This is a genomic window from Plantactinospora sp. BB1 (assembly GCF_003030385.1).
GTDB lineage: Bacteria > Actinomycetota > Actinomycetes > Mycobacteriales > Micromonosporaceae > Plantactinospora.
This window is the reverse complement of the sequence record NZ_CP028159.1, coordinates 6,685,626-6,708,890: the sequence shown is the minus strand read 5'-3', so window position 1 is coordinate 6,708,890 and position 23,265 is coordinate 6,685,626. Positions and strand designations below refer to the sequence as shown.

Here is a 23,265-nt window from a genome sequence, read left to right as displayed (position 1 = left end):
TGTGCCCGGCAGCAAATCCGTACCCGACCCGCGTTCGGGTAGCGATCGACGCGCATCCGTCCCCTGCGCGCCGCTCCCCGCCGGTTCCGACCGGCGGCTGACGGAGAACCACACCCTGGAGGCCTTGCTTCGATGAGAAAACTTCGGATAGCCCTGGTCGGCGTGCTCGCGGCCGGCGCCCTCTACACGGTCGGGCCGTCGACCGCCACCGCCGCCGCCCCGACCCAGGCGCCGATCAACGCCGTTGCGACCAAGGGCGGCTCCGCCGCACACGTACCCGGTGGGACGTCCACGGACCTTCCGCTGCGGGTACTGGCCAGGAAACACGGCCTGGGCATCGGTACCGCGATCGACATGAACGCGCTGGCCACCGACGCGCCGTACCGGGAGCGGGCGGCCCGGGAGTTCTCCGCCGTCACCGCCGAGAACGTCATGAAGTGGGCCGAGCTGGAGCCGACCCGGGGCCAGTACAACTGGGGCCCGGCCGACGAGCTGATCGAGTTCGCCCGGCGCAACGGACAGAAGGTGCACGGCCACACGCTGCTCTGGCACAGTCAGGCCCCCGCCTGGCTGACCGACGGCGTCGCCGACGGCTCGATCGACTCGGCCGAGCTGCGTGAGATCGTGCGCAACCACATCACCACCGTGGTGAAGCACTTCCGGGGCAAGGTCCGGGCCTGGGACGTGGTCAACGAGGCGTTCACCGACGGCGACGCCCCGGTGCTCCGGGACACCATCTTCCGCCAGCACCTCGGCCCGAACTACATCGCCGACGCGCTGCGCTGGGCGCACGCCGCCGACCCGAGGGCCAAGCTCTTCCTCAACGACTACGCGATCGACAACATCAACCCGAAGAGCACCGCCTACTACGAGCTGGCCAAGCAGCTCCGCAAGCAGCGGGTGCCGCTGCACGGCATGGGCTTCCAGGGCCACCTCGACCTCCAGTACCCGCTGCCGATCGACGCCCCGCAGAACCTGGCCCGCTTCGACAGGCTCGGCCTGGAGACCGCGTTCACCGAGGTCGACGTGCGGTTCTTCCTGCCGGTCGACACCTACAAGGAGGCCGGCCAGGTGGGTAGCTTCAACACCCTGCTCCAGGCCTGCCTGCTCACCCCGCGCTGCGTGATGTTCACGGTGTGGGGCTTCACCGACAAGTACTCCTGGGTTCCCGGCTTCTTCGAGGGCCAGGGCTCGGCCACCCCGCTGGACGAGAACCTCCAGCCCAAGGCCGCCTACCGGGGTCTCCAGCAGGTACTCGCCGTCGCCTCGGACCCGAACAGCAGGCGCGGCTTCTAGGAGGTCGGTCGGGAACGGGTCCGGCCCGTACCCGTTCCCGGCCACCTCACCCTCGACCATCCCACCACCACCCGGGCTCCGGCCGGTCCGGCCCCATCGCCGGGCCGGCCGGAGCCGAGCAGGGCCGCCGAGACGAGCTGACGGAGCGCGATGACGATCGCGGCACCGGCGAGATCGGTCCAGCTCTCCAGGGTGGCCAGCCGGATCAGGCCGGCCGCCACCAGCAGGTCGAGCAGCACCCGCAGCGCCGTACGCCAGGACCGGGTGGTCAGCAGGGTCACCACGGCCGCCAGCAGGGCGAGCGCGGTGAGCAGGGTGCCGAGATTTCTCACCGCCGTCCGTCTCCCTCGCCGGCCGGGTCGGCGGACGGGGCGCCGGCGGCCGGTCCGCTCCGGTCGGCCGGCGGGCCGTCCGAGGTGCCGAGCTGCCGCTGTTCCTGCCGGATCTCCCGGCCGAGGAAATAGTTCAGCGCCGTCCGGATGGTGGCGATCGCGGCCAGCCGGCCGAGCTGTCCGAAGGTCGGCGAGACGGCGGTACGCAGGATGTCGGCGGCGAGCTGGAACTCCAGCCCCAGGGTGAGGAACCGGCCCAGCGACAGCCGGATCGGGGTGAAGACCGCGGCCGACCGGTGACGGATCCCGGCCACCACGAACCGGCCGGCGGTCCAGACGGCGCCGACGAAGATCACTGCCGCCCCCACCGCCTCGACGATGGTGACCAGCACCTGGACGACGCGGGCCAGCAGCTCCTCGGGCAATCCGGTGGCCCTACCGCGACCAGCGGGTGTTCGGCCGGGGCACCGCCTCGCCGTTGACGAAGATGTCGGCCTTCTCGTTGAAGAACGCCACCATCCCGGCGATCGGCTGCATCAGGTGGCTGGGGAAGTCGTACGCCCAGGCCACGTCGTTGTGCGTGGTGTCGCCGATCCGGACCGACCAGTAGTTGCTGGTCCGGCCCTTGTAGGGGCAGGCGGTCACGGTCTCGGTGGGGATCAGCCGGCCGAGGTCCACCTCGGCCCGGTTCAGGTAGTAGCGGGTGGGCACGCCCGTCTCGAAGACCAGCACCGGCGAACCCGACTCGGCCAGCACCTCGCCGTCGATCTCGACCCGTACCCGCCGGGTCGACCGCAGCGCGTCCACCCGGGTGTACGGGTCGCGCGGGTGCAGGAAGATCTCCTCGTCCTCCTCGAACCAGGTGTCCAGGGCGTCCCACTGAAAGCGCACCATGTCGGCGAGCCCGTCGACGGACCTGTCGGTGTGCACCCGTATGCAGCCCGGGTGGTAGCGCTCGCCCACCCGGAGGCCGTACTGCCGGGCGGTACCCGCGGGGTACTGCTGGACGTCCTGCTCGTCGACCAGCAGCTCCTGGCGTACGTCGGCGAGCGGGATGTAGTAGTGCGGATAGTGCGGCTCCTCCCAGACGTACCGGGCGTTGCTCGTGTCGAACACCCACTCGCCGTTGAGCAGGGCGCGGATCCGCCGGCCACAGGGTTCGACGTGGTCGATCGGGACGATCGTGTGTGGATAGCGGGACACGGCTTCTCCTCCCGGCTTCGCTGTCTGGTCAGGCCCCCTGACCCTGGTTCTGCATCAGGCCGCCGTCCATGAAGTACGTCGACCCGGTGACGTAGTCGGCGTCGGAGCTGGCCAGGAAGACCGCGAGCCGACCGATCTCGACCGGCTCCGCGGCCCGCTTGAACGGGATGCTCTGCACCTGCTCCTCCAGGTACTTCGGGTCGTCGATCGCCCGCTGGTTGAACGGGGTGAGCACCATGCCCGGTCCGATGTTGTTGACGTTGATCCCCATCGGCGCGAGTTCCAGCGCCATACTCTTGGCGAGGTTGAGCAGCGCACCCTTGCTGGTGTCGTAGTCCGAGCCGCCGGCCCGGGCCACCTCCTGGTGGATCGAGGTGATGTTGATGATCTTGCCCTTGCCGCCCCGGTCCCGGCGGTGCCGGGCGAACCGTCGCGAGCAGAAGAACGCCCCGTAGACGTTGACCCGGATCGCCCGGTCCCAGGTCTCGGTGTCCAGGTCGATCACGGGGATGCCCGAGGCGTCCACCCCGGCGTCGTTGATCAGCACGTTCAGCTCGTCGAACTCGGCCAGCGCGGTGTCGAACATCGCCTCCACCTGGTCCTCCTCGCTGATGTCGCCGCGCACCACGACCGCCCGCCGGCCGGCCTGTTCCACCTGCTCCCGGGTGTGTTGCGCGCCGTCGTGGTCGTGCAGGTAGTGCACCACCACGTCGGCGCCCTCCCTGGCGAACTCGATCGCGGTGGCCTGACCGATCCCGGAATCCGACCCCGTGATCAGCGCAGTGGTTCCTTCGAGCCGTCCAGTCATCAGCTTCCTCCCCCTGCCGACATCGCCTCGGCTGAGGCGGTGGTGAGTTCCCAGGCCGCACCGATCAGCCCGATGTGCGAGAACGCCTGTGGAAAGTTCCCGAGCTGCTCGCCGGTGTGCGGGTCGACCTGCTCGGCCAGCAGCCCGAGGTCGTTGGCGACGCCCGCCACGTTCTCGAAGATCGCCGCCGCCCGGTCCCGCTCGCCGGCCAGCACCAGACACTGCACCAGCCAGAAGGAGCAGATCGTGAACGCCGCCGGGTCGCCGGCCCAGCGCCGGACCAGGCCCCCTCGGGAGAGCCGCTCCTCGACCAGCCGGATGGTGGCCCGCATCCGCGCGTCGGTGGCGGGCAGGAAGCCGGCGACCGGCATCAGCAGCACGCTGGCGTCGAGCTGGTCCGAGCCGAAGGCGCCGGTGTAGGCGCCGACCTCGGCGTTCCAGGCCTCCCGGAGTACCGTCTCCCGGATCTCGTCCCGGGCCGCCGCCCAGCGGGTCAGGTCGTCGGAGTCGCCCAGCCGGGCGCCGAACCGTACCGCCCGGTCCAGCGCCACCCAGCAGCCCACCTTGGACGACACGTAGTGCCGGGCGGCGTCCCGGGCCTCCCACATCCCGGCGTCCGGCTCCCGCCACCTCCGCACCGTCTGGTCGGCGAGGCTGCGCAGCAGGTCGCGTACCTCCGCACCCATCGGGTCGAGGTAGTCCCGCAGCCGCCAGGCCGCGTCCAGCAGTTCGCCCGGTACGTCGAGCTGACGCTGCCGCCACGCCTCGTTGCCGACCCAGACCGGCCTGCTGTCGGCGTACCCGCGCAGCGTCTCGATCCGGCGCTCGGTCAGGTCCCGCTCCCCCTCGACGCCGAACATGATCGGTACCGGCTGGCCGTCGATCCGGCCGACCGCCGAGGCGACCCAGCCGAAGAGCCGGTTCGCCTCCGTCGGGCAGGCCGCGACCCAGAGCGCCCGCAGGGTCAGGCTGAAGTCGCGCAGCCAGGCGTACCGGTAGTCGTAGTTGCGGTCGCCGCCGAGCTTCTCCGGCAGCGAGGTGGTCGCGGCGGCCACCACCGCACCGCTCGGCCCGTAGGTGAGGCCCTGCAACACCAGGGCGTTGCGCCGGACCAGCTCGGGATAGCGGCCCTGGTAGTCGTGGTGTGCGGCCCAGGACCGCCAGCCCTGCACCGTGTCGCCGAAGGCGTCCGCGTCGTCGACCGGGTGCGACGGCATCTCGTGGAAGGTGGGCCGGTAGGCGAGGACGTAGCTGTCCCGCTGGCCGGCACCGACGGTGAACCTGGCCGTCGCCTCGGACTCGTTCACGGTCAGCGGGATCGGGGCGGTCAGCGTCAGCGTCGTCGGCCCGGAGGTGGCGACGAGTTGGCCGTCCTGCCAGACCAGGTACGCGGTCCGCCGGCCGTACTCGAACCGGGGTGAGTAGGAGAGCACCATCGGTACCGTCCCGGAGAGCCCCTCCACCACCCGGACCAGGACTCCGGGCGACCGCCGCCCGATGTCGTGTCCCCGGGCGCCGTTCTCCAGCAGCAGCCCGTCGGTCAGCGACACCTCGCCCTGCTCGGTCCGGAACACGGTGCGCAGCACCAGGGTGTCGGGCAGATAGCTGCGGCGCACCTCGAAGCGCCCGGCCGGCCGGATCCACCAGTGCCCGCCGGCCACGTCGAGCAGCCGGCAGAAGACCGAGGGTGCGTCGAAGCGCTCCGGACACCACCAGTTGACCGAGCCGGAGCGGTCGACCAGCGCGGCGCTGCGCCCGTCGGCCAGCAGCCCGTGCTCCGAGATACCTCCGGCCCCCACGGCACGGGCTACCCCCGGCCGGCGGCTCTAATCCCGCCGGATCCCGTCGTGGCAGCGGCGTATCGGGGCCGCGCCGTGCCGTCCGTTCGGGCCGGTGCCGGGTCAACCGGCAGGTCAGCGGCGTCGACGTGGACCCCCCACGACTTGACAACTCCAAGTTAGGTCAGGCTAACCTCATGCCGGCGAACAGAGATCGCCCCCGGACCGAAGAGTTCCGCTGTGCGCAGCGGTCAGCCAAGGAGCACCACGCCATGCCGCACCCCCGTCAGTTCACCCGCCGCAACCTGCTCGGCGCGGCCGGCGCGCTCGGCCTCACCGCCCTGCTCGGCGCCTGCGGCCAGGACGACGATCCCGGCACGGAGAGCAGCGGATCCGACGGCGCGTGGAGCTTCACCGACGACCGGGGGCAGACCGCCACCGCGGCGAGCCGGCCCGACCGGGTCGTCGCGTTCGTCGGCACCGCCGCCGCGCTGTACGACTTCGGCGTCACCGACCAGCTCGTCGGCGTCTTCGGCCCGACGAAGCGCGCCGACGGCAGCGCCGACGTGCAGGCCGGCGAGATGCCGGTGGCCGGACTGACCGTCATCGGCAACACCTGGGGCGAGTTCAACATCGAGACGTACGCCTCGGTCAAGCCCGAACTGCTGGTCACGCACGAGTACGAGAAGAACTCGCTCTGGTACGTGCCGGACGAGAGCAAGGCCCAGATCGTCCCGCTGGCCCCGACCGTGGCGCTGGTCGCCTCCCGCGCCCCGCTGGACAAGGTGATCGGCCGGCACGCCGAACTCGCCGCCGCGCTCGGCGCCGACCTGAACGCGTCGAAGGTCACCGAGGCGAAGGCCCGGTTCGAGGCCGCCGCCGCGAGCATCAGGGAGGCGGTGGCGGCGAACCCCGGAATCCGGGTGCTCGCCTGCTCCGCCGCACAGGACCTCTTCTACGCCTCCAACCCGGGCGTCAACTCCGACATCCTCTACTACAAGTCCCTGGGCGTGGACGTCGTCGTGCCGGGCAAGCTCGACGACGGCGGCTACTTCGAGAGCCTGAGCTGGGAGAACGCCGACAAGTACCCGGCCGATCTGCTGCTGATGGACAACCGCAGCTCCACGCTCCAGCCGAAGGACCTGACCGGCAAGCCCACCTGGCAGCAGCTCCCGGCGGTCAAGGCCAACCAGATCGTCGGCTGGAACAGCGAGCCCCGGTTCTCGTACGCCGGCAGCGCCGCCGCCCTGGAGACGCTGGCCACCGCGCTGCGCTCCGCCCGCAAGGTGGCCTGACCGCCAGCCGGAACTCGCCGGGCTAGCCGCCGAACGCGGAGAGCCCGGTGAGCCGCTGCCCGATCACCAACTGGTGGATCTCGGACGTCCCCTCGTAGGTCAGCACGCTCTCCAGGTTGTTGGCGTGCCGGAGCACCGGATACTCCCCGCTGATGCCGTTCGCGCCGAGGATGGTCCGGCACTGCCGGGCGATCGCGATCGCCTCCCGGACGTTGTTCAGCTTGCCGACGCTGACCTGCTCCGGCCGCAGCCGGCCGGCGTCGGCGAGCCGGCCCAGGTGCAGCGCCAGCAGATAGCCCTTCTGCAACTCGACCGCCATGTCGGCCAGTTTGGCCTGGGTGAGCTGGAAGCCGGCGATCGGCCGGCCGAACTGCTCCCGGCTGGTCGCGTAGTCGAGCGCGGCGTGCAGGCAGTCCCGGGCGGCGCCGAGCGCACCCCAGACGATGCCGTACCGCGCCTCGGTCAGGCAGCTCAGCGGGGCCCGCAGCCCGGTCGCGGCCGGCAGCAGGGCGTCCGCCGGCAACCGGACCTCGTCGAGCACGATCTCCCCGGTCGAGGAGGCGCGCAGCGACATCTTGTGTCGGATCTCCCGCGCCGTCACCCCGGGCGTCGCCATGGGTACGACGAAACCGCGCACCCCCTCGTCGGTACGCGCCCAGACGACGGCGAGGTCGGCGACCGGCGCGTTGGTGATCCACATCTTGCCGCCGGTCAACACCCAGTCGGAGCCGTCCCGGCGGGCCCGGGTCGTCATCGAGGCGGGATCGGAGCCGTGGTCCGGCTCGGTCAACCCGAAGCAGCCGATCAGCTCGCCGGTCGCCATCCGGGGCAGCCAGTGCTGCTTCTGTTCCTCGGAGCCGTACCGCCAGATGGCGTACATGGCCAGCGATCCCTGCACCGAGACCAGCGAACGGACCCCCGAGTCGCCGGCCTCCAGCTCCAGGCAGGCCAACCCGTACGCGACGGCCGAGGCACCGGCGCAGCCGTACCCGGTCAGGTGCATGCCGAGCAGGCCGAGCCTGCCGAACTCCACGGCCAGGTCGCGCACCGGGGCCTGGCCGGTCTCGTACCAGCCGGCGACGTGCGGGCGTACCCGGGTCGTCACGAGCTGGCCCACGACGGACCGGATCTGGCGGTCCTCCTCGGTCAGCGAACCGTCCAGGTCGAGCAGGTCGAGCGGGGGTGTCCCGGCCGTTGCCTCGGTCATGACCGCCACCCTAGCCAGCGCGGCCCCGGCCGGCTCAGGAGGCCGGCAGCACCAGCACCCGGGCGTGGATCTGGTTGCGCTGCTGGAGCGCGGCGCGCAGCGCCCGGTGCAGCCCGTCCTCCAGATAGAGACCACCGCTCCACTGCACGACGTGCGGGAAGAGGTCGCCGTAGAAGGTGGAGTCCTCGGCGAGCAGCTTGTCCAGCGCGAGTTCCCGCTTGGTCGTGATGAGCTGGTCGAGGCGCAGCGGGCGTGGCGGGATCTCTGCCCACTGCTTCAACGTGAGCCCGTGGTCCGGGTAGGGACGCCCGTCCCGAACCGCTTTGAAGATCACGACGGCACGCTCCCCTCCCCATGGCCGTGCTGGCCCGACCCCTTGCCGCTACTCCGGCGGCCCGCCACCTGCCCGAGCCGCACCGTACCAATGACGTCCGTCAGCCTAGCGACCTCCGACGAGCTCTTGGTTTGTCCACGGATGTCAGTTTCGTTACTACCTTCCGTGACCTCGGCACCACCCGCGTCGCAGCGGATGTCAGCCCCACCGCCCCCGGTGCACCACCTGCGCCACCGGCCGGCGACCGCGGCGCAGCGACGGCGACCGGTGGTCCGGTGCCGGGTAACCGATGCTCAGCGCGCCGATCGGGGTGAACTCCTCCGGCACCCCGAACGCCTCCCGGAACGACCCGGTGCGCTCCGCCGGAATGCCGAAGAAGCACGCGCCGAGCCCTTCGTCCACCGCGGTCAACAGCATCAGCAGCGCGGCGAACCCGGTGTCGACGTACCAGTACGGCACCGGCCAGCGGGTCTCGTCGCGGTCCGTCCACCCCTTGTCCGGCTCGGCGTACCGGTCGAGATAGGCGGAGCGGTCCGCCAGCGGTACGACGATCAGCGGCGCCCGCCGCATCCCGGTCAGCCACCGGCTCTGCCCCTCGGCCGCCGGGTCGCGCCGGGCAGTGGCCGGGGTGGTCGCCGCCCAGAACAGCTCGCGGTCCGCCGGCTCGGTCAGCACCAGGAACGCCCAGCCCTGGGAGAACCCGGCCGACGGGGCCCGAACGGCGTGCTCCAGCAACCGGTCCACCAGCTCCGGCGGTACCGGCCGGTCCGGGTCGTAGTTGCGCACCATCCGCCGCCGCCGGACGACCGTCGAGAACTCCATCGCGTGCCCCTCCAGGCTCCCGCCGAGGCGTCAGGCCCCGGGCCGGATGCCCCAGCTCCCCTGCCAGGTCTGTCCCGGTTCGAGGACGATCACGTCCCGGCCGGAACGGAACGCGTCCGGCGGGCAGGTCATCGGCTCGACCGCCACCGACCGCCGGTAGCGGTCACCGGTCAGGGTGTCCCCGGTGAAGACCTGCCACCAGCCGAACGACGGGTCGGCCCAGATGCTCACCGCCGAGTCCGGGCCGGAGAGCGTGACGCTGGAGCCCCACTCGTGCACCAGCGCCGGGTCGAGGTCGCCGAAGGCCAGATCGAGTAAGGCCGGCCCGATCCGGCGCGGCTCGGTGAAGTCGTACTCCCCGCCGGTCACCTTCGCCGCCCCGATCGGCAGCAGCCGGCCGTCCAGCAGCAGCCGGCTGCGCCCCGGCACCCGCAGCCGCAGGTCGTCCACGGCGACTCCGGGCAGCCGCAGGTACGGGTGGACCGAGAAGCCGAACGGGCAGGGCGTCCTGCCGACGTTGGTCGCCTCGTGGCGTACCCGCAGCCCGTCCGCGTCGATCCGCCACTCGGCCCGCAGCGACAGCGGCCACGGGTAGCCGATCTGGGCCGGCATCTCGCAGCCCACCACCACCGCGTCCGGCCGCTGCTCGATCAGACGCCACGGCAGCCAGTTGACCAGACCGTGGATCGCGGTGTGCCGGGCCGGCTCGGTCAGCGGAAGCTGCAACTCCTGGCCGGCGAAGGTGTACTGGCCGTCGCGGATCCGGTTCGGCCACGGTGCGAGCACCTGACCCGCGCTGCCGGCCGGCAACTCGTCCTCCGCGTACCCGTCGAGGTAGTCGACGCCGTTCGCCCGGTACGCCCGCAGCCCTCCACCGACCTCGACCACCACGGCCTCCTGGCCGGCGGCAGAGATCGTCCACTGTGCACCGGAGAGCGGCCGGGTCGCCGTTGTGACGTTGTCCATGCCGGGACGATAGCCGTTACCCGGCGGCGGCGCCCGGCTGGCCGGCCGCCGCGCCCGGCCGCGGATCCCCGGCACCGGCCCCGGCGTCCTCGTCGTCGGGCTGCGGCGCCCGGTAGCGCGCCAGCGCCGGGAAGAGGAGCCCCAGCAGCAGCGCGAGTACGGCCGCGGCGATCCCGCCGCCCACCCAGGCGACGCCGACCCCGAAGGCGGCGGCGGTGCTCCCGGCGCGCAGGTCACCCAGACGGGGGCCACCGGCCACCACCGTGATGTTCACGCCCTGCAACCGGCCGCGCAGCCGGTCCGGGGCGTAGACCTGCAACATCGACTGCCGGAAGACCGCGCTGACCAAGTCGGCCGCCCCGGCCACCGCGAGCAGCAGGACCGCCAGCCAGAGCTGCCGGGCCAGCCCGGCGGCGGCGATCGCCAGCCCCCAGCCGACCACGGCGCAGACCAGGGCCAGGCCCTGCCGGCGGACCCGGCTGATCCAGCCCGAGGTGAGCCCGCCGAGTACCGAGCCGATCGCGATCGCGCTGAACAGCCAGCCGACCGCCGAACCGCCGCCGAAGCGCTCCTGCGCCACCTCGGGGAAGAGTGCCCGGGGCATCGCCAGCACCATCGCGATGATGTCGACGGCGAAGGAGAGCAGCAGCACCGGGGTGGTGGCCAGATAGCGGAACCCGTCGACCACGCTGGCCAGGCCGGCCCGCCGGGGCGAGCCGCCGTCGTCCAGCGGCGGCATCGACGGCAGCCGGTAGGTGGCCCAGAGCGAGACGGTGAAGAGCAGCGCGTCCACCCCGTACGCCACCGGGAGCACCACCTCGACCGGCCCGGCCGAGAAGACCAGGCCGGCGGCGAGCGGACCGAGTACGCCACCGGCGGTGGAGGTGGTGTAGCCGAGCGTGTTCGCCGACGGCACCAGCGCGGTGGGTACCAGCCGGGCGATGATCGCCTGCCGGGCCGGCGAGCTGACCGCGAAGGCGGTGGTCTGCACCGCGACCAGCCCCAGCAGCAGGACCGGGCTGCCGACCCGGAACAGCGCCTGGAGCAGCAGCCCTCCGGTGGAGAGCCACATCAGCACCGAACTGGCCAGCAGCAGCTTGCGGCGGTCCACCGCGTCCGCGACCGCACCGCCCCAGAGGCCGAAGATCAGCAGTGGGACGAATCCGGCGATACCCAGCAGGCCGACCCAGAACGACTCCCTGGTCAGCGCGAACATCTCCACCGGTACGGCGACGGCGGTGAGCTGGAAGCCGAACATCGAGACGCCGTTGCCGATCCAGAGCCGCCGGTACGCCGGCACCCGCAGCGGACGTACGTCCATCGCCCACCGGGAGAACCGGCCGGCGGACCGGGAACTGCCGGCGGCGGCCGGCTCGGCGGAGTCAGCGGCGGTCAAGGCGCCAGCCGCTCAATGATCCAGTCGTCCGCACCGGACCGACGGTAGCGCAGCCGATCGTGCAGCCGGCTCGCCCGTCCCTGCCAGAACTCCACCGTCGACGGGACCACCCGCAGACCGCCCCAGTGCGGCGGCGGTGGCACCGGTACGCCGTCGGGAAACCGCTGCGCGACGGCCCGGAAGCGGTCGTCCAGCGCGGCCCGGTCGGCGAGTACCTCCGACTGCGGGCTCGCCCACGCCCCGAGCTGCGACCCGCGCGGCCGGCCGGCGAAGTACGCCTCGGTCTCGGCCCGGTCGACCGGACCGATCGTGCCGCAGATCACCACCTGCCGCTGGATGGGAAACCACGGCAGCAGCAGGCTGGCGTACGGGTTGAGCCGCGCCTCGGTGCCCTTGCGCGACCCGTAGTTGGTGTAGAAGACCAGCCCGCGCTCGTCGTACCCCTTCAGCAGCACGGTACGGCTGCTCGGCCGGCCCTGCGCGTCAGCCGTGGCCACCACCATCGCGTTCGGCTCCGGCAGCCCGGCCGCGACCGCGTCGATGAACCAGCGGTGGAACTGCGTCCACCAGTCGGGCGCCAGGTCGTCCTCGGCGAGCCCGTCGACAGACCCGTACTCCCGGCGCAGTCCGGCCGGCGGTGTGTCCCGCATCACGTCACATCCTCGTCCGTCGATTGGCGGCGGGGCACCCGCGCCGACCCGGTCGGGCCGCCGGGCGCACCGGTACGAGCCCGTCGTTGCCGCCCCGTGTCGCGCGTAGCACAACCCTGACCTCTCGCAAAGTTAGTTACCCAGCAGGCAAGATGGCACGAATACATCGCTGAGTACGCCACGGGTTCACGCCGCGCACCGCCGGGTGGGCCCCGAATGCACGGACGACCGATCCAGGAGCGCGCATGTCCGACTTCAAACCGGGGCTGGAAGGCGTGATCGCCTTCGAGACCGCCATCGCCGAGCCTGACAAGGAAGGAGGGGCGCTGCGCTATCGCGGGGTCGACATCGAGGACCTGATCGGCCAGGTCTCCTTCGGCAACGTCTGGGCGCTGCTCGTGGACGGCCGCTTCGGTCCCGGTCTGCCCCCGGCCGAACCGTTCCCGGTGCCGGTGCACTCCGGCGACATCCGGGTCGACGTGCAGTCCGCGGTGGCGATGCTGGCGCCGTACTGGGGACTTTCCCAGTTCCTCGACATCTCCGACGAGCAGGCCCGGGAGGATCTGGCCCGGGTCTCGGTGACCGCGCTCTCCTTCGTCGCCCAGTCGGCGCGCGGGCTCGGCCTGCCGGCCGTGCCGCAGAAGGAGATCGACAAGGCGCAGACCATCGTCGAGCGGTTCATGAAGCGCTGGCGGGGCGAGCCCGACCCCCGGCACGTCAAGGCCGTCGACGCCTACTTCATCTCCGCCGCCGAGCACGGTCTGAACGCCTCCACCTTCACCGCCCGGATCGTCGCCTCCACCGGTGCCGACGCCGCCGCCTGCATCTCGTCGGGGATCGGCGCGCTCTCCGGCCCGCTGCACGGCGGCGCACCCTCCCGGGTACTGCACATGATCGAGGCGGTGGAGCGCAGCGGCGACGCCGAGGGGTACGTCAAGGGCGTACTCGACCGGGGTGAGCGGCTGATGGGCTTCGGGCACCGGATCTACCGGGCCGAGGACCCGCGCGCCCGGGTACTCCGGCGGACCGCCAAGGAGCTGGGCGCGCCGCGCTTCGAGATCGCCGAGGCGCTGGAGAAGGCCGCCCTGGAGGAGCTGCACAACCGCAAGCCGGATCGGGTACTCGCCACCAACGTCGAGTTCTGGTCGGCCGTGGTGCTCGACTTCGCCGAGGTACCGGCGCACATGTTCACCTCGATGTTCACCTGTGCCCGGATGGGCGGTTGGAGCGCGCACATCCTGGAGCAGAAGAAGCTGAAGCGGCTGGTCCGGCCGGCCGCCCGGTACACCGGTCCCGGGCCGCGCAAGCCCACCGAGGTGGAGGGCTGGGACGCCGTCCCGCACAACGCCTGAGGTGTGAGAAGGGGCCCCCGCTCGGCACTGTCGCGGGGGCCCCTTCCCTGCACCCGGCGGATTGTGGGGCAGAACTCAGCCGACGCCGTGGGATCGTCCCCCGGGGCGCGAGGTGCGGGTGCGAGGATGGGATGGCGGCAGCGTCGCCGGATCAACCGCTCGGCTCCCGGGCCCGCTCGGCCCACCGGAAGGATCTTCGTAACCGTGGCTGACGTATCGACCATTCGGATTCCCGACGAGATCAGACCCGCTGACGGCCGGTTCGGCTGCGGCCCCTCCAAGGTGCGTCCGGCGGCGGTCTCCGCGCTGGCCGACGTCGCCACGACGTACCTCGGCACCTCGCACCGGCAGAAGACCGTACGCGACCAGGTCGCCCGGCTGCGTCGCGGCATCGCCGAGTTCTTCTCCCTGCCCGAGGGTTACGAGGTGGTGCTCGGCAACGGCGGCACCACCGCCTTCTGGGAGGTGGCCACCTTCGGACTGGTCCGCGACCGGGCGCAGTTCGCCAGCTTCGGCGAGTTCGGCGCCAAGTTCGCCAAGTCGGTCGCCGACGCGCCGTTCCTCGGCGAGCCCACCGTGCGCAAGTCCGAGCCGGGCAGCGCGCCGTCGCTGGTCGCCGAGGCCGGCGTCGACGTCTACGCCACCCCGCACAACGAGACCTCGACCGGTGTCGCGGTGCCGATCCGCCGGGTGGCCGGCGCCGACGACGACGCGCTGCTGCTGGTCGACGCGACCTCCGGCGCGGGCGGCCTGGAGGTGGACGTCCGGGAGACCGACGTCTACTACTTCGCCCCGCAGAAGTGCTTCGGCTCCGACGGCGGGATCTTCCTCGCCCTGATGTCGCCGGCCGCGCTGGCCCGGGCCACCGAGATCAAGTCCTCGGGGCGGTACATTCCGGCCTTCCTCGACCTGGTCACCGCGATCGACAACTCGCGGCTGGAGCAGACGTACAACACCCCGGCGCTGGCCACGATCTTCCTGGCCGCCGAGCAGACCGACTGGATGAACGCGCAGGGCGGGCTGGCCTGGGCGGCCAAGCGCACCGCCGAGAGCGCCGCGATCGTGTACGGCTGGGCCGAGCGTTCCGCCGTGGCGACACCCTTCGTGACCGACCCGGCACTGCGCTCCAATGTGGTGGCCACGGTCGACTTCGCCGACGGTGTCGACGCGACCGCGATCGCCAAGGCGCTGCGGGCGAACGGGATCGTCGACACCGAGCCGTACCGCAAGCTGGGCCGCAACCAGCTCCGGATCGCGCTCTTCCCGGCCGTCGAGCCCAGCGACGTGGAGGCGCTGACCGCCTGCGTCGACTACGTGGTCGACCGGCTCTGAGTCGAATCGTCCCTCGGGTCGGGCCGGTCGGCCGGACCGCCCGACCCGAGTGATCGATTTCTCCAGCTCACCCGCGACATGCGGGCGCGCCTCTCCCCAACGGGTGACGGACCGGCGTACCGTGTGACGAGGACGCCCGGGTGGCTGACCTGTGGCGTGGGGCCAGCGAGGCGGGACGGAGGCAACGCGATGCGGCCAGTACGCTTCGTCGCCCTCTCCGAGGACGGCCAGGCCATGGTGCTCACCGACGAGGTGGGCCGCCTTCTCGCGCTGCCGATCGACGAACGGGTCGCGACCGTCCTGCACAACGAGCCCGGCAGCGCACCACTGACCGCGGTCGGTCCCGGCACCGAGCCGGCACCCTCGCTGTCGCCGCGGGACATCCAGGCCCGGATCCGTTCCGGCGAGTCCGCCGAGGACGTGGCCCGGATCGCCGGGGTGCCGGTCGACCGGGTGCTGCGCTACGCCGGCCCGGTGCTCCAGGAGCGGGCGATGCTCGCCCAGCACGCCCGGCGGACCCGGCTGAAGAACGCGGAAAACCAGGCACCGCTCGCCGAGATCGTCGACGGTCGGCTCTCCCAGCACGGCATCGACACGGAGAAGATCTCCTGGGACGCCTACCGGCGCGACGACGGCACCTGGCGGATCATCGCGACCTGGCCGTCGGGCAAGGCCACCGCCCAGGCGATCTGGGATCTCGACAAGGCCCGCCAGGCGGTGACGCCGCACGACGACATGGCGCAATACCTCTGCGCCGAGCGTCCCGCGCCGCTGCTCGGCCAGGAGCCCGCGCCGGAACGCGGCGGCCACGCGCTGCCCGGCCCGTCCCGGGTGGAGCCGAGCCGTGGTGGGCACGGCCTGCCGGCGGCGGCCGGCGACCACGCCCGGCCCGGCCGGGACCCGATCCGGGCCGGCCGGGACGCGCTGCTCGCCGGGCTCGACCGACCGCTCGGCTCGACCGCCGGTCGCGGCCTCGACCCGGCCGCGTCGATGGCCTCGCCGGACGCGCCCCGGCAGCGCCCGGTCGCCGGTGGTGCCGCCGCGCTGCTCGGCGGTGGCGCCGGCTCCGCCTTCGACGACGACGCCGACGCGCCGAAGGAGGTCCCGGCGGTGCCGTCGCTGGCGGTGCTCCGGCCGCGTCGCGCCGCCACCGGGCCGGGCGGCTCCGGCGAGTCCGGTGACGCCTCCGGCAAGCCGCGCAAGCGCCTGCCGAGCTGGGACGACGTCCTCTTCGGCAGCGGTCCCGCCGCCCGCGAGACCTCCTGACCCCATCGCACCTCCGCCGATCCGCCCGCCTCATGATCGACGTCGGGCGGATCGGCGTGGCAGGGTGAAACAATGGAATACACCAATCTCGGCCGGACCGGCCTGTCGGTGAGCAGGCTCTGCCTGGGCACCATGAACTTCGGGCCGGAGACCAGCGAGCCGGACAGCTTCGCCATCATGGACCGCGCGCTGGAACACGGGATCAACTTCTTCGACACCGCGAACGTCTACGGCCGGAAGATCGGCGAGGGCGTCACCGAGAACATCCTCGGACGCTGGTTCGCCCAGGGCGGCGAACGGCGCGAGAAGGTCGTACTGGCGACCAAGGTGTACGGCCGGATGGGCGGCTGGCCCAACGAGCAGGGCCTCTCCGCCCGGCACATCGTACGGGCCTGCGACGAGTCGCTGCGCCGGATGCGGACGGACTGGATCGACCTCTACCAGATGCACCACGTCTCCCGGAGCACGCCGTGGGAGGAGATCTGGCAGGCGATGGAGACCCTGGTCGCCCAGGGCAAGGTGCTCTACGTCGGATCGTCCAACTTCGCCGGCTGGCACCTGACCCGGGCGCAGGAGTCCGCGAACCGGCGACACTTCCTCGGGCTCGTCTCCGAGCAGTGCGTCTACAACCTGATGAACCGCTTCGTCGAGTTGGAGGTGCTGCCCGCCGCCGAGGAGTACGGCCTCGGCGTCATCCCGTGGTCGCCGTTGCAGGGCGGGCTGCTCGGCGGCGCGCTCCGCAAGCTGGCCGAGGGCGGGGCGGCGCGGACCACCAGCGAGCACGCCGGCAAGCTGCTCGCCGAGCGTCGGCCGGCGATCGAGGCGTACGAGAAGTTCTGCGCCGAACTCGGGCACGACCCGGCGGACGTCGCGCTCGGCTGGCTGCTGACCCGGCCCGCGGTGACCGCCCCGATCATCGGCCCCCGCACCCTGGCCCAGCTCGACGCGTCGCTCGGCGCGCTGACTGTCGAGTTCACCGACGACACCCTGGCCCGGCTCGACGAACTCTTCCCACCGCTCGGCAAGGGCGGCCCCGGCCCGGAGGCGTGGGCCTGGTAGTCACGCCCCGGCCGGCGCCGCTACAGCGGCCAGGTCGCCAGCCGGTCGTACGTCGGCCGGGGGCCGAGGTGGCTGCGTACCAGCACCAGCTCGGTCGCCGGCCAGGACGGCCCGAGATATCCGTCGAGGGTACGCAGGTCCTCGTCGAGGCTCTCCCGGTCCAGCCGGTCACCGGGGCGGGCCAGCGTGAGGTGTGGCCGCAGCGGTCGGTGGTCGGATGGCAACCGGGAGCGGCGCAGCTCCCGCCGGACCGTCGCGGCCAGTTGACGCAGGGCGTCCACCTCGCCGAGCAGCCCCACCCAGAGCACCGTGAACCGTCCCCGCCCGAACCGTCCACCGCCACCGAGCTGGAGCCGGGGCGCCCGCCGCGCCTGCGGCTCCCCGGCCGGCCCGACCGATCTCGACCCGGACGCTCCCGGCCCGGACGGTCCCGGATCGAGCGGTCCCGGATCGAGCGGTCCCGGATCGAGCGGTCCCGGATCGAGCGGTCCCGGATCGAGCGGTCCCGGATCGAGCGGTCCCGGATCGGGTGCGCGTCGGCGCCGGATTGACGGGTGCCGCCACGACTCGACGGCCCGGGAGAGCGCCTCTTGCACCGCGGGCAGCCGGTCGTCCGGTACCTCGCCGAGGAAGGCGACGGTGACGTGCAGGGTCGACCGGGCGGTCAGCCGTACGTTCGTCCCGGTGTCGGCCGCCGCGCCGATCCGGAGCCGACGTGTCTGCGCGACGATGTCGTCCAGCGCCTCCGGCGGCGGATAGAGGGCGACGAAGAGCCGCATCTCAGCGCCGCTCCGGACGATGCGGTGCCGGCGGGCGGCTCAACTGCCGCCCTGACGGGGGCCGGCGTGCGGGGAGGGCAGGATCAGGCCGGCGGCCTGCAACTCGCCCTCGACGCGTACCCGCTCGATCTCCAGGTCGATGCCGTCGAGATCGCCGAGGTGCTCGGCCACGCCCAGGCAGCGGCTGGCCAGGCGCAGCCGGTCGTCGTACGCCTCCAGCACCGCGTCCTGCCAGAGCCGGGACCGTCCGGCGATGTGCAGCCGCTGGTCGCCGAGCCGGCGCAGGTCGGCGGCGATCCGTTCGATCGCCGGATGGTCCACCCGGTCCAACTCGGTGAGGTCGACCTCGGAGCTGGGGGCGTCCACTTCGAACGCCCGGTCGAGTCGCTCGATCGCCCGCCGCGACCGGCGGCTGTCCCGCTGGCCGGTGAGCCAGCGGGCGAACCCTTCGATCAGCTCGTCGGCGCAGATCAGTGCGGCGATGGCGACCGGCAGGCAGGCGATGGCAAGAAGGGCCAGCGGCAGCGCGAAAGCATGCACGACGGCCACGTTCTCCGACGCTAACCGGCGGCAACCCGGCCCGCCACCCGTTTTGCAATCAACGAACATTCATCGGGTCGCCGGGGCGAGCGCCAGGCGCAGCCGGTCGACGGCCGCCCGGTCGCCGGTCCAGCCGACGGCGTCGGCGGCCGAGCGCCGCCAGAGCCAGAGCAGCAACCGCTCCGGACTGGCGCTGATGGTCGCCGCCGGCCCGGCCTCCGACGGCGGATCGGCCGCCGGCCCGGACGTCGCTGCCCCGCCGGTCGCCGACGCCCCACCGCCGGCCGCACCGGCACCGGCCGACCCCCGCTCGGATGCCGCGTCCGGCCGGTCGGTGCCCGGTGGCGCCGCCGTGGCGCGGGCGACCGCGGCCCGGTCGGCGGCGACCGTCGCACCCTCCGGACCGAGCCGGATCTGCCAGCTCGCCGGCCCGGCGGTGGCCAGGAGCCGGATCGCGGAATCGGGGAGTACGTCGGTGAAGCGCTCGGGCCACCGCCGGCTGCCGTAGCCCAGGAAGATCCGCAGCACCTCGTCGATGCCGTCGACGGCGAGGTCGGCGGGGATCTCCGTCACGGCCCCGGCGACCGCCAGCTCCGCGTCGACCCGGTGCACGACCGTCTCCTGTGCCATCCGCCGGAGCCAGAAGCCGACGGTCTGGTCCGGGTCGTACCAGGTGGGGGCGAGCGCGCCCGGATCCCGGCTGTCGAACTCGGCGCGCAGCGCGAGACATGCCCGGTCGAGCAGCGCCAACGGCTCCTCTCCGGAGAGGTCCGGCGGCCACGACGACGGGATCCGTCCGGTCCGCATGCACTCCACCTTGTGCAGGTAGACCGTGGCGACGTGCCGGACCAGGTCGGCGACGGTCCAGTCCGGACAGCTCGGCACGGCGGCGGCCAGATCGGCGGAGGCGACCTGGCGCAGCCGGGCCTGGTCGGCGGCCAGGCACTCCAGAAGTCGCACGCGCAGCATGAAACCAGCTAACCAGAGGGGTCCGACGCCCGCAGGGCGCCGCGCCATCGACCGGCGACGCTCGACGGCACCGTATCCGGGTGGCCGCTCAACGGCACGGCGTCCGGGTGACTCACGTGTCGGCCGGGTGCACCACGTAGAAGCGGGGCAGCGGGAGGATGCGCAGCCGCAGCCGGGTACCGGTGCGGTGCAGTTGCCAGATCAGCGCCGTACCGGCGGTGGCCAGCGAGATCAGCCCGCCGATCCAGATGCTCGCACCGGCGCCGTAGCGCTCGGCGATCCAGCCGATGATCGGCGCGCCGACCGGGTTGGTGCCGAGGAAGACCAGCACCCAGAGCGACATGACCCGCCCCCGGAACGCCGCGTCGACACCGAGCTGGACCCGCTGGTTGGACGCCTGGGCGAAGAAGACCATGAAGAACCCGGTCAGCGGCAGCAACGCCACCACCAGCCAGTACGTCGGGGCGAGCCCGACCAGGGTGCCGCAGGCGCCGGTCGCCACCGCGGCGCCCAGCACGGTCCAGACCGACGGTCGGCTGCGCCGGCCGCTGCCGGCCAGCGCCCCGGCGAGCGCGCCCACCGCGAGCGCGGTGGTGAAGAGGCCGAACGAGGCGGCACCGGTGTTGAAGGTGGTCTTCGCCAGCGCCGAGAGGGTGAGCTGGAAGTTGAACAGGGCCAGTCCCATCACCGACATCAGCACCATCGGCAGGACCAGGTCGGAGCGGCGGGCGACGTACCGGAGTCCGTCGATCACCCGGGCGGAGCCCCGCTCGGCGAGCGGGGGCAGCTCCTCGCGGTGCAGTTCGGTCGCGCGCATCAGCACCACGCAGATCACCGGGGCGATCGAGCTGACCGCGCTGACCAGGAAGACCGGACCGACGTCGAAGAGGGCGATCGCCACCCCGGCGACCGCCGGGCCGATGATCCGGGCCGAGTTGAAGGTGGCCGCGGAGAGCGCCAGCGCGTTGGGCAGCAGCGGGGTACCGACGAGTTCGGAGACGAAGGACTGGCGTACCGGGGTCTCGACCGCGTTCGCCACCCCGAGCAGGCCGGCGAAGACGAAGACGTGCCACAGCTGCACCACACCGGTGATGACCAGCACGCTCATGCCGAGCGCCAGGAGGCTCCAGGTGCAGTTGGCGATGAACAGGAGTACCCGCTTGTCGTACCGGTCGGCGAGGCGGCCGGAGAGCAGGGTCAGCAGGAGTACCGGGGTGAACTGGAGTGCGATCACCACGCCGAGTGCCGAGGCCGAGTTGTCCGAGAGATCCAGGACGAGCCAGTCCTGTGTGGTGAACATCATCCACACGCCGATCAGCTTGATGAACTGACCGGTGGCGAAGAGCCGGTAGTTGCGAACCGTAAGGGACTGGAAGGTGGTGCTCAGCTTTGCCCGCACTCGGGGTGCGCCTCCTCGGGTCGTACGCGTCATCCCGACCTCCGGCCTCGGCATTGCGGCCGGAAGGTCCTAACGGACGAAGCGGACCCGGTCTTCTGCGGCGGTCAGTCGCGCGCCACCTTCTGCAGGATCTCCGCGGCGCGCTGGAGCGCGTCGCGTTCCTCCGGGGTCAGCTCGGCGAGCCGGACGGCCAGCCAGCGGTTGCGGGCCCGGTCGAACTGGGCGAGCATCGCGCGGCCGGTGTCGGTGGTCGAGAGGATGACCTGCCGACCGTCGGTCGGATGGGGGGTGCGCTGCACGAGGCCGCGCTCCTCCAACCTGGCGACGATCTTGGTCATCGTCGGCGGCTGGACCCGTTCGGTGTCGGCCAGCTCGCGAGGTGTCAGCGCGCCGGCCAGCTCCAGGCTGGTCAACGCGGAGAGCTGGGTCCCCGTGAGGTCGCCGACCGGCCGGGTCTGCCGTACCCGTCGGTTGAGTCGGGTGATCGCGTCGCGCAACAACGTCGCGAGCTGCGCCGGTGGCATGTGCTTCGCCATCACCGTCCACTCCGTCACGGTCGTTAGCCTAACTAATAAGCTTGGCTAACGACCACCGATTATGACCACTGTCACCGGGAACCGGCGCCGTGCCGTTCCACAGGCTAGAACAGCACAGCCTCGATCGGACCGCGCAGGAAGTAGACCACGAAGAGCCCGGCCACCCCGTAGAGCAGCGGGTGCACCTCCCGGGCCTTGCCCCGGGCCACCTTGACCAGCACGAAGCTGATCACCCCGGCCCCGATGCCGTTCGAGATCGAGTAGGTGAACGGCATCAGCACGATGGTCAGGAACGCCGGGATGGCGATCTCGTAGTCGTTCCAGTCGATCGTCCGCACCGCGGTCATCATCAGGAACCCGACGATCACCAGCGCCACCGAGGCCGCCTCGAAGGGCACCACCACGACCAGCGGGGCCAGGAACATCGCCAGCAGGAACAACCCGCCGGTGACCAGGTTGGCCGCCCCGGTCCGGGCACCCTCCGCGACCCCGGCGGCACTCTCGATGTACGACGTGTTGCTCGACGTACTCGCCGCCCCGCCGGCCGCCGCGGCGATCGAGTCCACCAGCAGGATCTCCCGGGTACGCGGCGGCATCTTCTGCTCGTCGAGCAGCCCGCCCTCCTGGCCGACCGCCACCATCGTGCCCATGGTGTCGAAGAAGTCCGTGATCAGCAGCGTGAAGACGAACATCAGCGCGACCAGTACACCGGCCCGCTGCCAGGAGCCGAGCAGGTCGAAGTGACCGAGCAGGTGCAGGTCGGGGGTGTCCACCACCCGCTCCGGCAACGCCGGCACGTTGAGCGACCAGCCGGCCGGGTTCGGCTTCCCGTCCACCATCGACGGGCCGACCTTGGCGATCGCCTCCACCACGATCGCCAGTACGGTCGAGGCGAGGATGCCGATCAGGATCGCGCCCCGCACCCGGCGTACCACCAGCACCAGCGTGACCAGCAGCCCGAGTACGAAGACCAGCGCCGGCCAGGTGACCAGCTTGCCGCCGATGCCGAGCCCGACCGGCACGGTGGTGTTGGCGGCGTCCGGGATCCGCCGGACGAACCCGGCGTCGACCAGCCCGATGATCGTCAGGAACAGCCCGATGCCGACCCCGATCGCGGTCTTGAGCTGGGTCGGCACCGCCCGGAACACGGCGGTACGCAGCCCGGTCAGGACCAGCACGGCGATGATCACACCCTCGATCACCACCAGGCCCATCGCGTCGGCCCAGGTCATCTGCGGGGCGATCTCGAACGCCACCAGCGCGTTGACGCCGAGCCCGGCGGCCAGCGCCAGCGGGAACCGGCCGACCACACCCATCAGGATCGTCATCACCCCGGCCACCAGGGCGGTCGCCGCGGCCAGTGCCGGGATGGCCAGCCGGGCGCCGTCGCCGTCGACCGCGTTGCCCAGGATCAGCGGGTTGAGCACCACGATGTAGGCCATCGTGAAGAACGTGGCGAGCCCGCCACGCACCTCCCGGCCCACCGTCGAGCCGCGCGCCGTGATCTCGAAGTACCGGTCGAAGGCGTTACCGGCGCCGGATCGGCCGTCCGGCTTCGTCGGGGCGTTGTCCATCAGGTCCTCGCAGGGGGTGTACGAGTGTGCTCAGGTCATCGTTGATCGAGGCATCGTCCCAGATCACCGGTTACCAACAAAGACCTTCCCGGTTACCATCCCCCACCCGCAGGCCCGTACGCTGGAGCGATGTCGGAGGAGGAGCCGCGGATCGAGCCGCTCGACCCGCCGATGGTCCCGTTCGCCGTCGCCGGGATCGTGATCTGGGCGGTCGTCGGGCTGGTGCTGCTGGTCTTCTTCCGGGACTGGCTCGCCGACACCGGCCGTGAGCACTGGCTCTGGACCTGCCTGGCCGGTTTCCTCGCCGGCTTCGCCGGGCTGGCCGTGATGCTCCGGCACGACGCCAACCGCCGCCGCGCCCGCCGGTGAACC

Annotated in this window: 24 protein-coding genes; 7 read left to right on the top strand and 17 right to left on the bottom strand. The window is 72.0% G+C overall.

The window, feature by feature from the left end:
* The first annotated feature begins 132 nt into the window (after positions 1-132).
* On the top strand, positions 133-1,296 hold the full coding sequence (locus tag C6W10_RS29275; RefSeq protein ID WP_107262362.1) for an endo-1,4-beta-xylanase: 1,164 nt from the start codon (positions 133-135) through the stop codon (positions 1,294-1,296).
* Here the strand turns inward: C6W10_RS29275 and C6W10_RS29270 are convergent.
* From C6W10_RS29270 to C6W10_RS29250, 5 genes are read right to left on the bottom strand one after another with little or no spacing between them, the layout of a single operon-like run.
* The gene (locus C6W10_RS29270; protein WP_107262360.1) at positions 1,293-1,628 is read right to left on the bottom strand and encodes a hypothetical protein; all 336 of its coding nucleotides are present in this window, start codon (positions 1,626-1,628) and stop codon (positions 1,293-1,295) included. The two genes, C6W10_RS29275 and C6W10_RS29270, sit on opposite strands and share 4 nt — an antisense overlap.
* Positions 1,625-2,053, bottom strand: coding sequence for a DUF1622 domain-containing protein (locus C6W10_RS29265; RefSeq protein ID WP_107262358.1), 429 nt, complete (start codon positions 2,051-2,053; stop codon positions 1,625-1,627). The genes C6W10_RS29270 and C6W10_RS29265 overlap by 4 nt, the downstream gene beginning before the upstream one ends.
* A 10-nt stretch (positions 2,054-2,063) precedes the next feature.
* Entirely contained in the window at positions 2,064-2,831 is a 768-nt protein-coding gene (locus C6W10_RS29260; protein ID WP_107262356.1) for a DUF427 domain-containing protein, read from the bottom strand.
* A gap of 28 nt (positions 2,832-2,859) precedes the next feature.
* Positions 2,860-3,639, bottom strand: coding sequence for a glucose 1-dehydrogenase (locus C6W10_RS29255; RefSeq protein WP_107262354.1), 780 nt, complete (start codon positions 3,637-3,639; stop codon positions 2,860-2,862).
* The gene (locus tag C6W10_RS29250; RefSeq protein ID WP_107262352.1) at positions 3,639-5,438 is read right to left on the bottom strand and encodes a glycoside hydrolase family 15 protein; all 1,800 of its coding nucleotides are present in this window, start codon (positions 5,436-5,438) and stop codon (positions 3,639-3,641) included. Before C6W10_RS29250 ends, C6W10_RS29255 begins: the two co-directional genes overlap by 1 nt.
* A gap of 251 nt (positions 5,439-5,689) precedes the next feature.
* Here C6W10_RS29250 and C6W10_RS29245 point away from each other — a divergent pair, with 251 nt between their 5' ends.
* Positions 5,690-6,712, top strand: coding sequence for an ABC transporter substrate-binding protein (locus C6W10_RS29245; RefSeq protein WP_107262350.1), 1,023 nt, complete (start codon positions 5,690-5,692; stop codon positions 6,710-6,712).
* 22 nt (positions 6,713-6,734) lie between these two features.
* Here the strand turns inward: C6W10_RS29245 and C6W10_RS29240 are convergent, their stop codons facing one another.
* The 6 genes from C6W10_RS29240 to pdxH all read right to left on the bottom strand — a co-directional run bounded on the left by C6W10_RS29240 (position 6,735) and on the right by pdxH (position 12,087).
* A complete protein-coding gene (locus C6W10_RS29240) occupies positions 6,735-7,919 on the bottom strand; it encodes an acyl-CoA dehydrogenase family protein (protein ID WP_107262348.1) in 1,185 nt (394 codons plus the stop codon).
* A 34-nt stretch (positions 7,920-7,953) separates the two neighbouring features.
* Positions 7,954-8,253 carry a type II toxin-antitoxin system VapB family antitoxin gene (locus tag C6W10_RS29235; RefSeq protein ID WP_107262346.1) on the bottom strand — a complete coding sequence of 100 codons (300 nt, stop codon included), beginning with the start codon at positions 8,251-8,253 and terminating at the stop codon, positions 7,954-7,956.
* A gap of 198 nt (positions 8,254-8,451) precedes the next feature.
* Positions 8,452-9,075 carry a nitroreductase family protein gene (locus tag C6W10_RS29230; protein WP_107262344.1) on the bottom strand — a complete coding sequence of 208 codons (624 nt, stop codon included), beginning with the start codon at positions 9,073-9,075 and terminating at the stop codon, positions 8,452-8,454.
* A 30-nt stretch (positions 9,076-9,105) separates the two neighbouring features.
* The gene (locus C6W10_RS29225) at positions 9,106-10,041 is read right to left on the bottom strand and encodes an aldose 1-epimerase family protein (protein WP_107264369.1); all 936 of its coding nucleotides are present in this window, start codon (positions 10,039-10,041) and stop codon (positions 9,106-9,108) included.
* Positions 10,042-10,057: 16 nt separating this feature from the next.
* The gene (locus tag C6W10_RS29220; protein ID WP_107264368.1) at positions 10,058-11,362 is read right to left on the bottom strand and encodes an MFS transporter; all 1,305 of its coding nucleotides are present in this window, start codon (positions 11,360-11,362) and stop codon (positions 10,058-10,060) included.
* 71 nt (positions 11,363-11,433) lie between these two features.
* Positions 11,434-12,087, bottom strand: a complete 654-nt coding sequence (gene pdxH / locus C6W10_RS29215; protein ID WP_107262342.1) for a pyridoxamine 5'-phosphate oxidase — start codon at positions 12,085-12,087, stop codon at positions 11,434-11,436.
* Positions 12,088-12,332: 245 nt separating this feature from the next.
* Here pdxH and C6W10_RS29210 point away from each other — a divergent pair, with 245 nt between their 5' ends.
* From C6W10_RS29210 to C6W10_RS29195, 4 genes are all read left to right on the top strand, one after another.
* The gene (locus C6W10_RS29210; protein ID WP_107262341.1) at positions 12,333-13,439 is read left to right on the top strand and encodes a citrate synthase 2; all 1,107 of its coding nucleotides are present in this window, start codon (positions 12,333-12,335) and stop codon (positions 13,437-13,439) included.
* 204 nt (positions 13,440-13,643) lie between these two features.
* Positions 13,644-14,771 carry a phosphoserine transaminase gene (gene serC / locus C6W10_RS29205; RefSeq protein ID WP_107262339.1) on the top strand — a complete coding sequence of 376 codons (1,128 nt, stop codon included), beginning with the start codon at positions 13,644-13,646 and terminating at the stop codon, positions 14,769-14,771.
* A 189-nt stretch (positions 14,772-14,960) separates the two neighbouring features.
* Entirely contained in the window at positions 14,961-16,037 is a 1,077-nt protein-coding gene (gene sepH, locus C6W10_RS29200; protein WP_107262338.1) for a septation protein SepH, read from the top strand.
* Positions 16,038-16,109: 72 nt separating this feature from the next.
* Entirely contained in the window at positions 16,110-17,096 is a 987-nt protein-coding gene (locus tag C6W10_RS29195; RefSeq protein WP_107262336.1) for an aldo/keto reductase, read from the top strand.
* A gap of 20 nt (positions 17,097-17,116) precedes the next feature.
* Here C6W10_RS29195 and C6W10_RS29190 read toward each other — a convergent pair whose 3' ends face one another.
* From C6W10_RS29190 to C6W10_RS29165, 6 genes are all read right to left on the bottom strand, one after another.
* Complete coding sequence (locus C6W10_RS29190; RefSeq protein ID WP_107262334.1) at positions 17,117-17,875, bottom strand: 2'-5' RNA ligase family protein; 759 nt, start codon at positions 17,873-17,875, stop codon at positions 17,117-17,119.
* 39 nt (positions 17,876-17,914) lie between these two features.
* Positions 17,915-18,424, bottom strand: a complete 510-nt coding sequence (locus C6W10_RS29185) for a hypothetical protein (RefSeq protein WP_107262332.1) — start codon at positions 18,422-18,424, stop codon at positions 17,915-17,917.
* A gap of 60 nt (positions 18,425-18,484) precedes the next feature.
* Positions 18,485-19,375, bottom strand: coding sequence for a maleylpyruvate isomerase N-terminal domain-containing protein (locus C6W10_RS37595; protein WP_199853764.1), 891 nt, complete (start codon positions 19,373-19,375; stop codon positions 18,485-18,487).
* A 121-nt stretch (positions 19,376-19,496) separates the two neighbouring features.
* Positions 19,497-20,783, bottom strand: a complete 1,287-nt coding sequence (locus tag C6W10_RS29175; protein WP_107262331.1) for an MFS transporter — start codon at positions 20,781-20,783, stop codon at positions 19,497-19,499.
* 104 nt (positions 20,784-20,887) lie between these two features.
* Entirely contained in the window at positions 20,888-21,337 is a 450-nt protein-coding gene (locus C6W10_RS29170) for a MarR family winged helix-turn-helix transcriptional regulator (RefSeq protein WP_199853022.1), read from the bottom strand.
* 86 nt (positions 21,338-21,423) lie between these two features.
* Positions 21,424-22,893, bottom strand: coding sequence for an NCS2 family permease (locus tag C6W10_RS29165; protein WP_107262329.1), 1,470 nt, complete (start codon positions 22,891-22,893; stop codon positions 21,424-21,426).
* 129 nt (positions 22,894-23,022) lie between these two features.
* On the opposite strand from C6W10_RS29165, the gene C6W10_RS29160 reads away from it, so the two are divergent.
* On the top strand, positions 23,023-23,262 hold the full coding sequence (locus C6W10_RS29160; protein ID WP_107262327.1) for a DUF2530 domain-containing protein: 240 nt from the start codon (positions 23,023-23,025) through the stop codon (positions 23,260-23,262).
* Positions 23,263-23,265 lie beyond the last annotated feature (3 nt).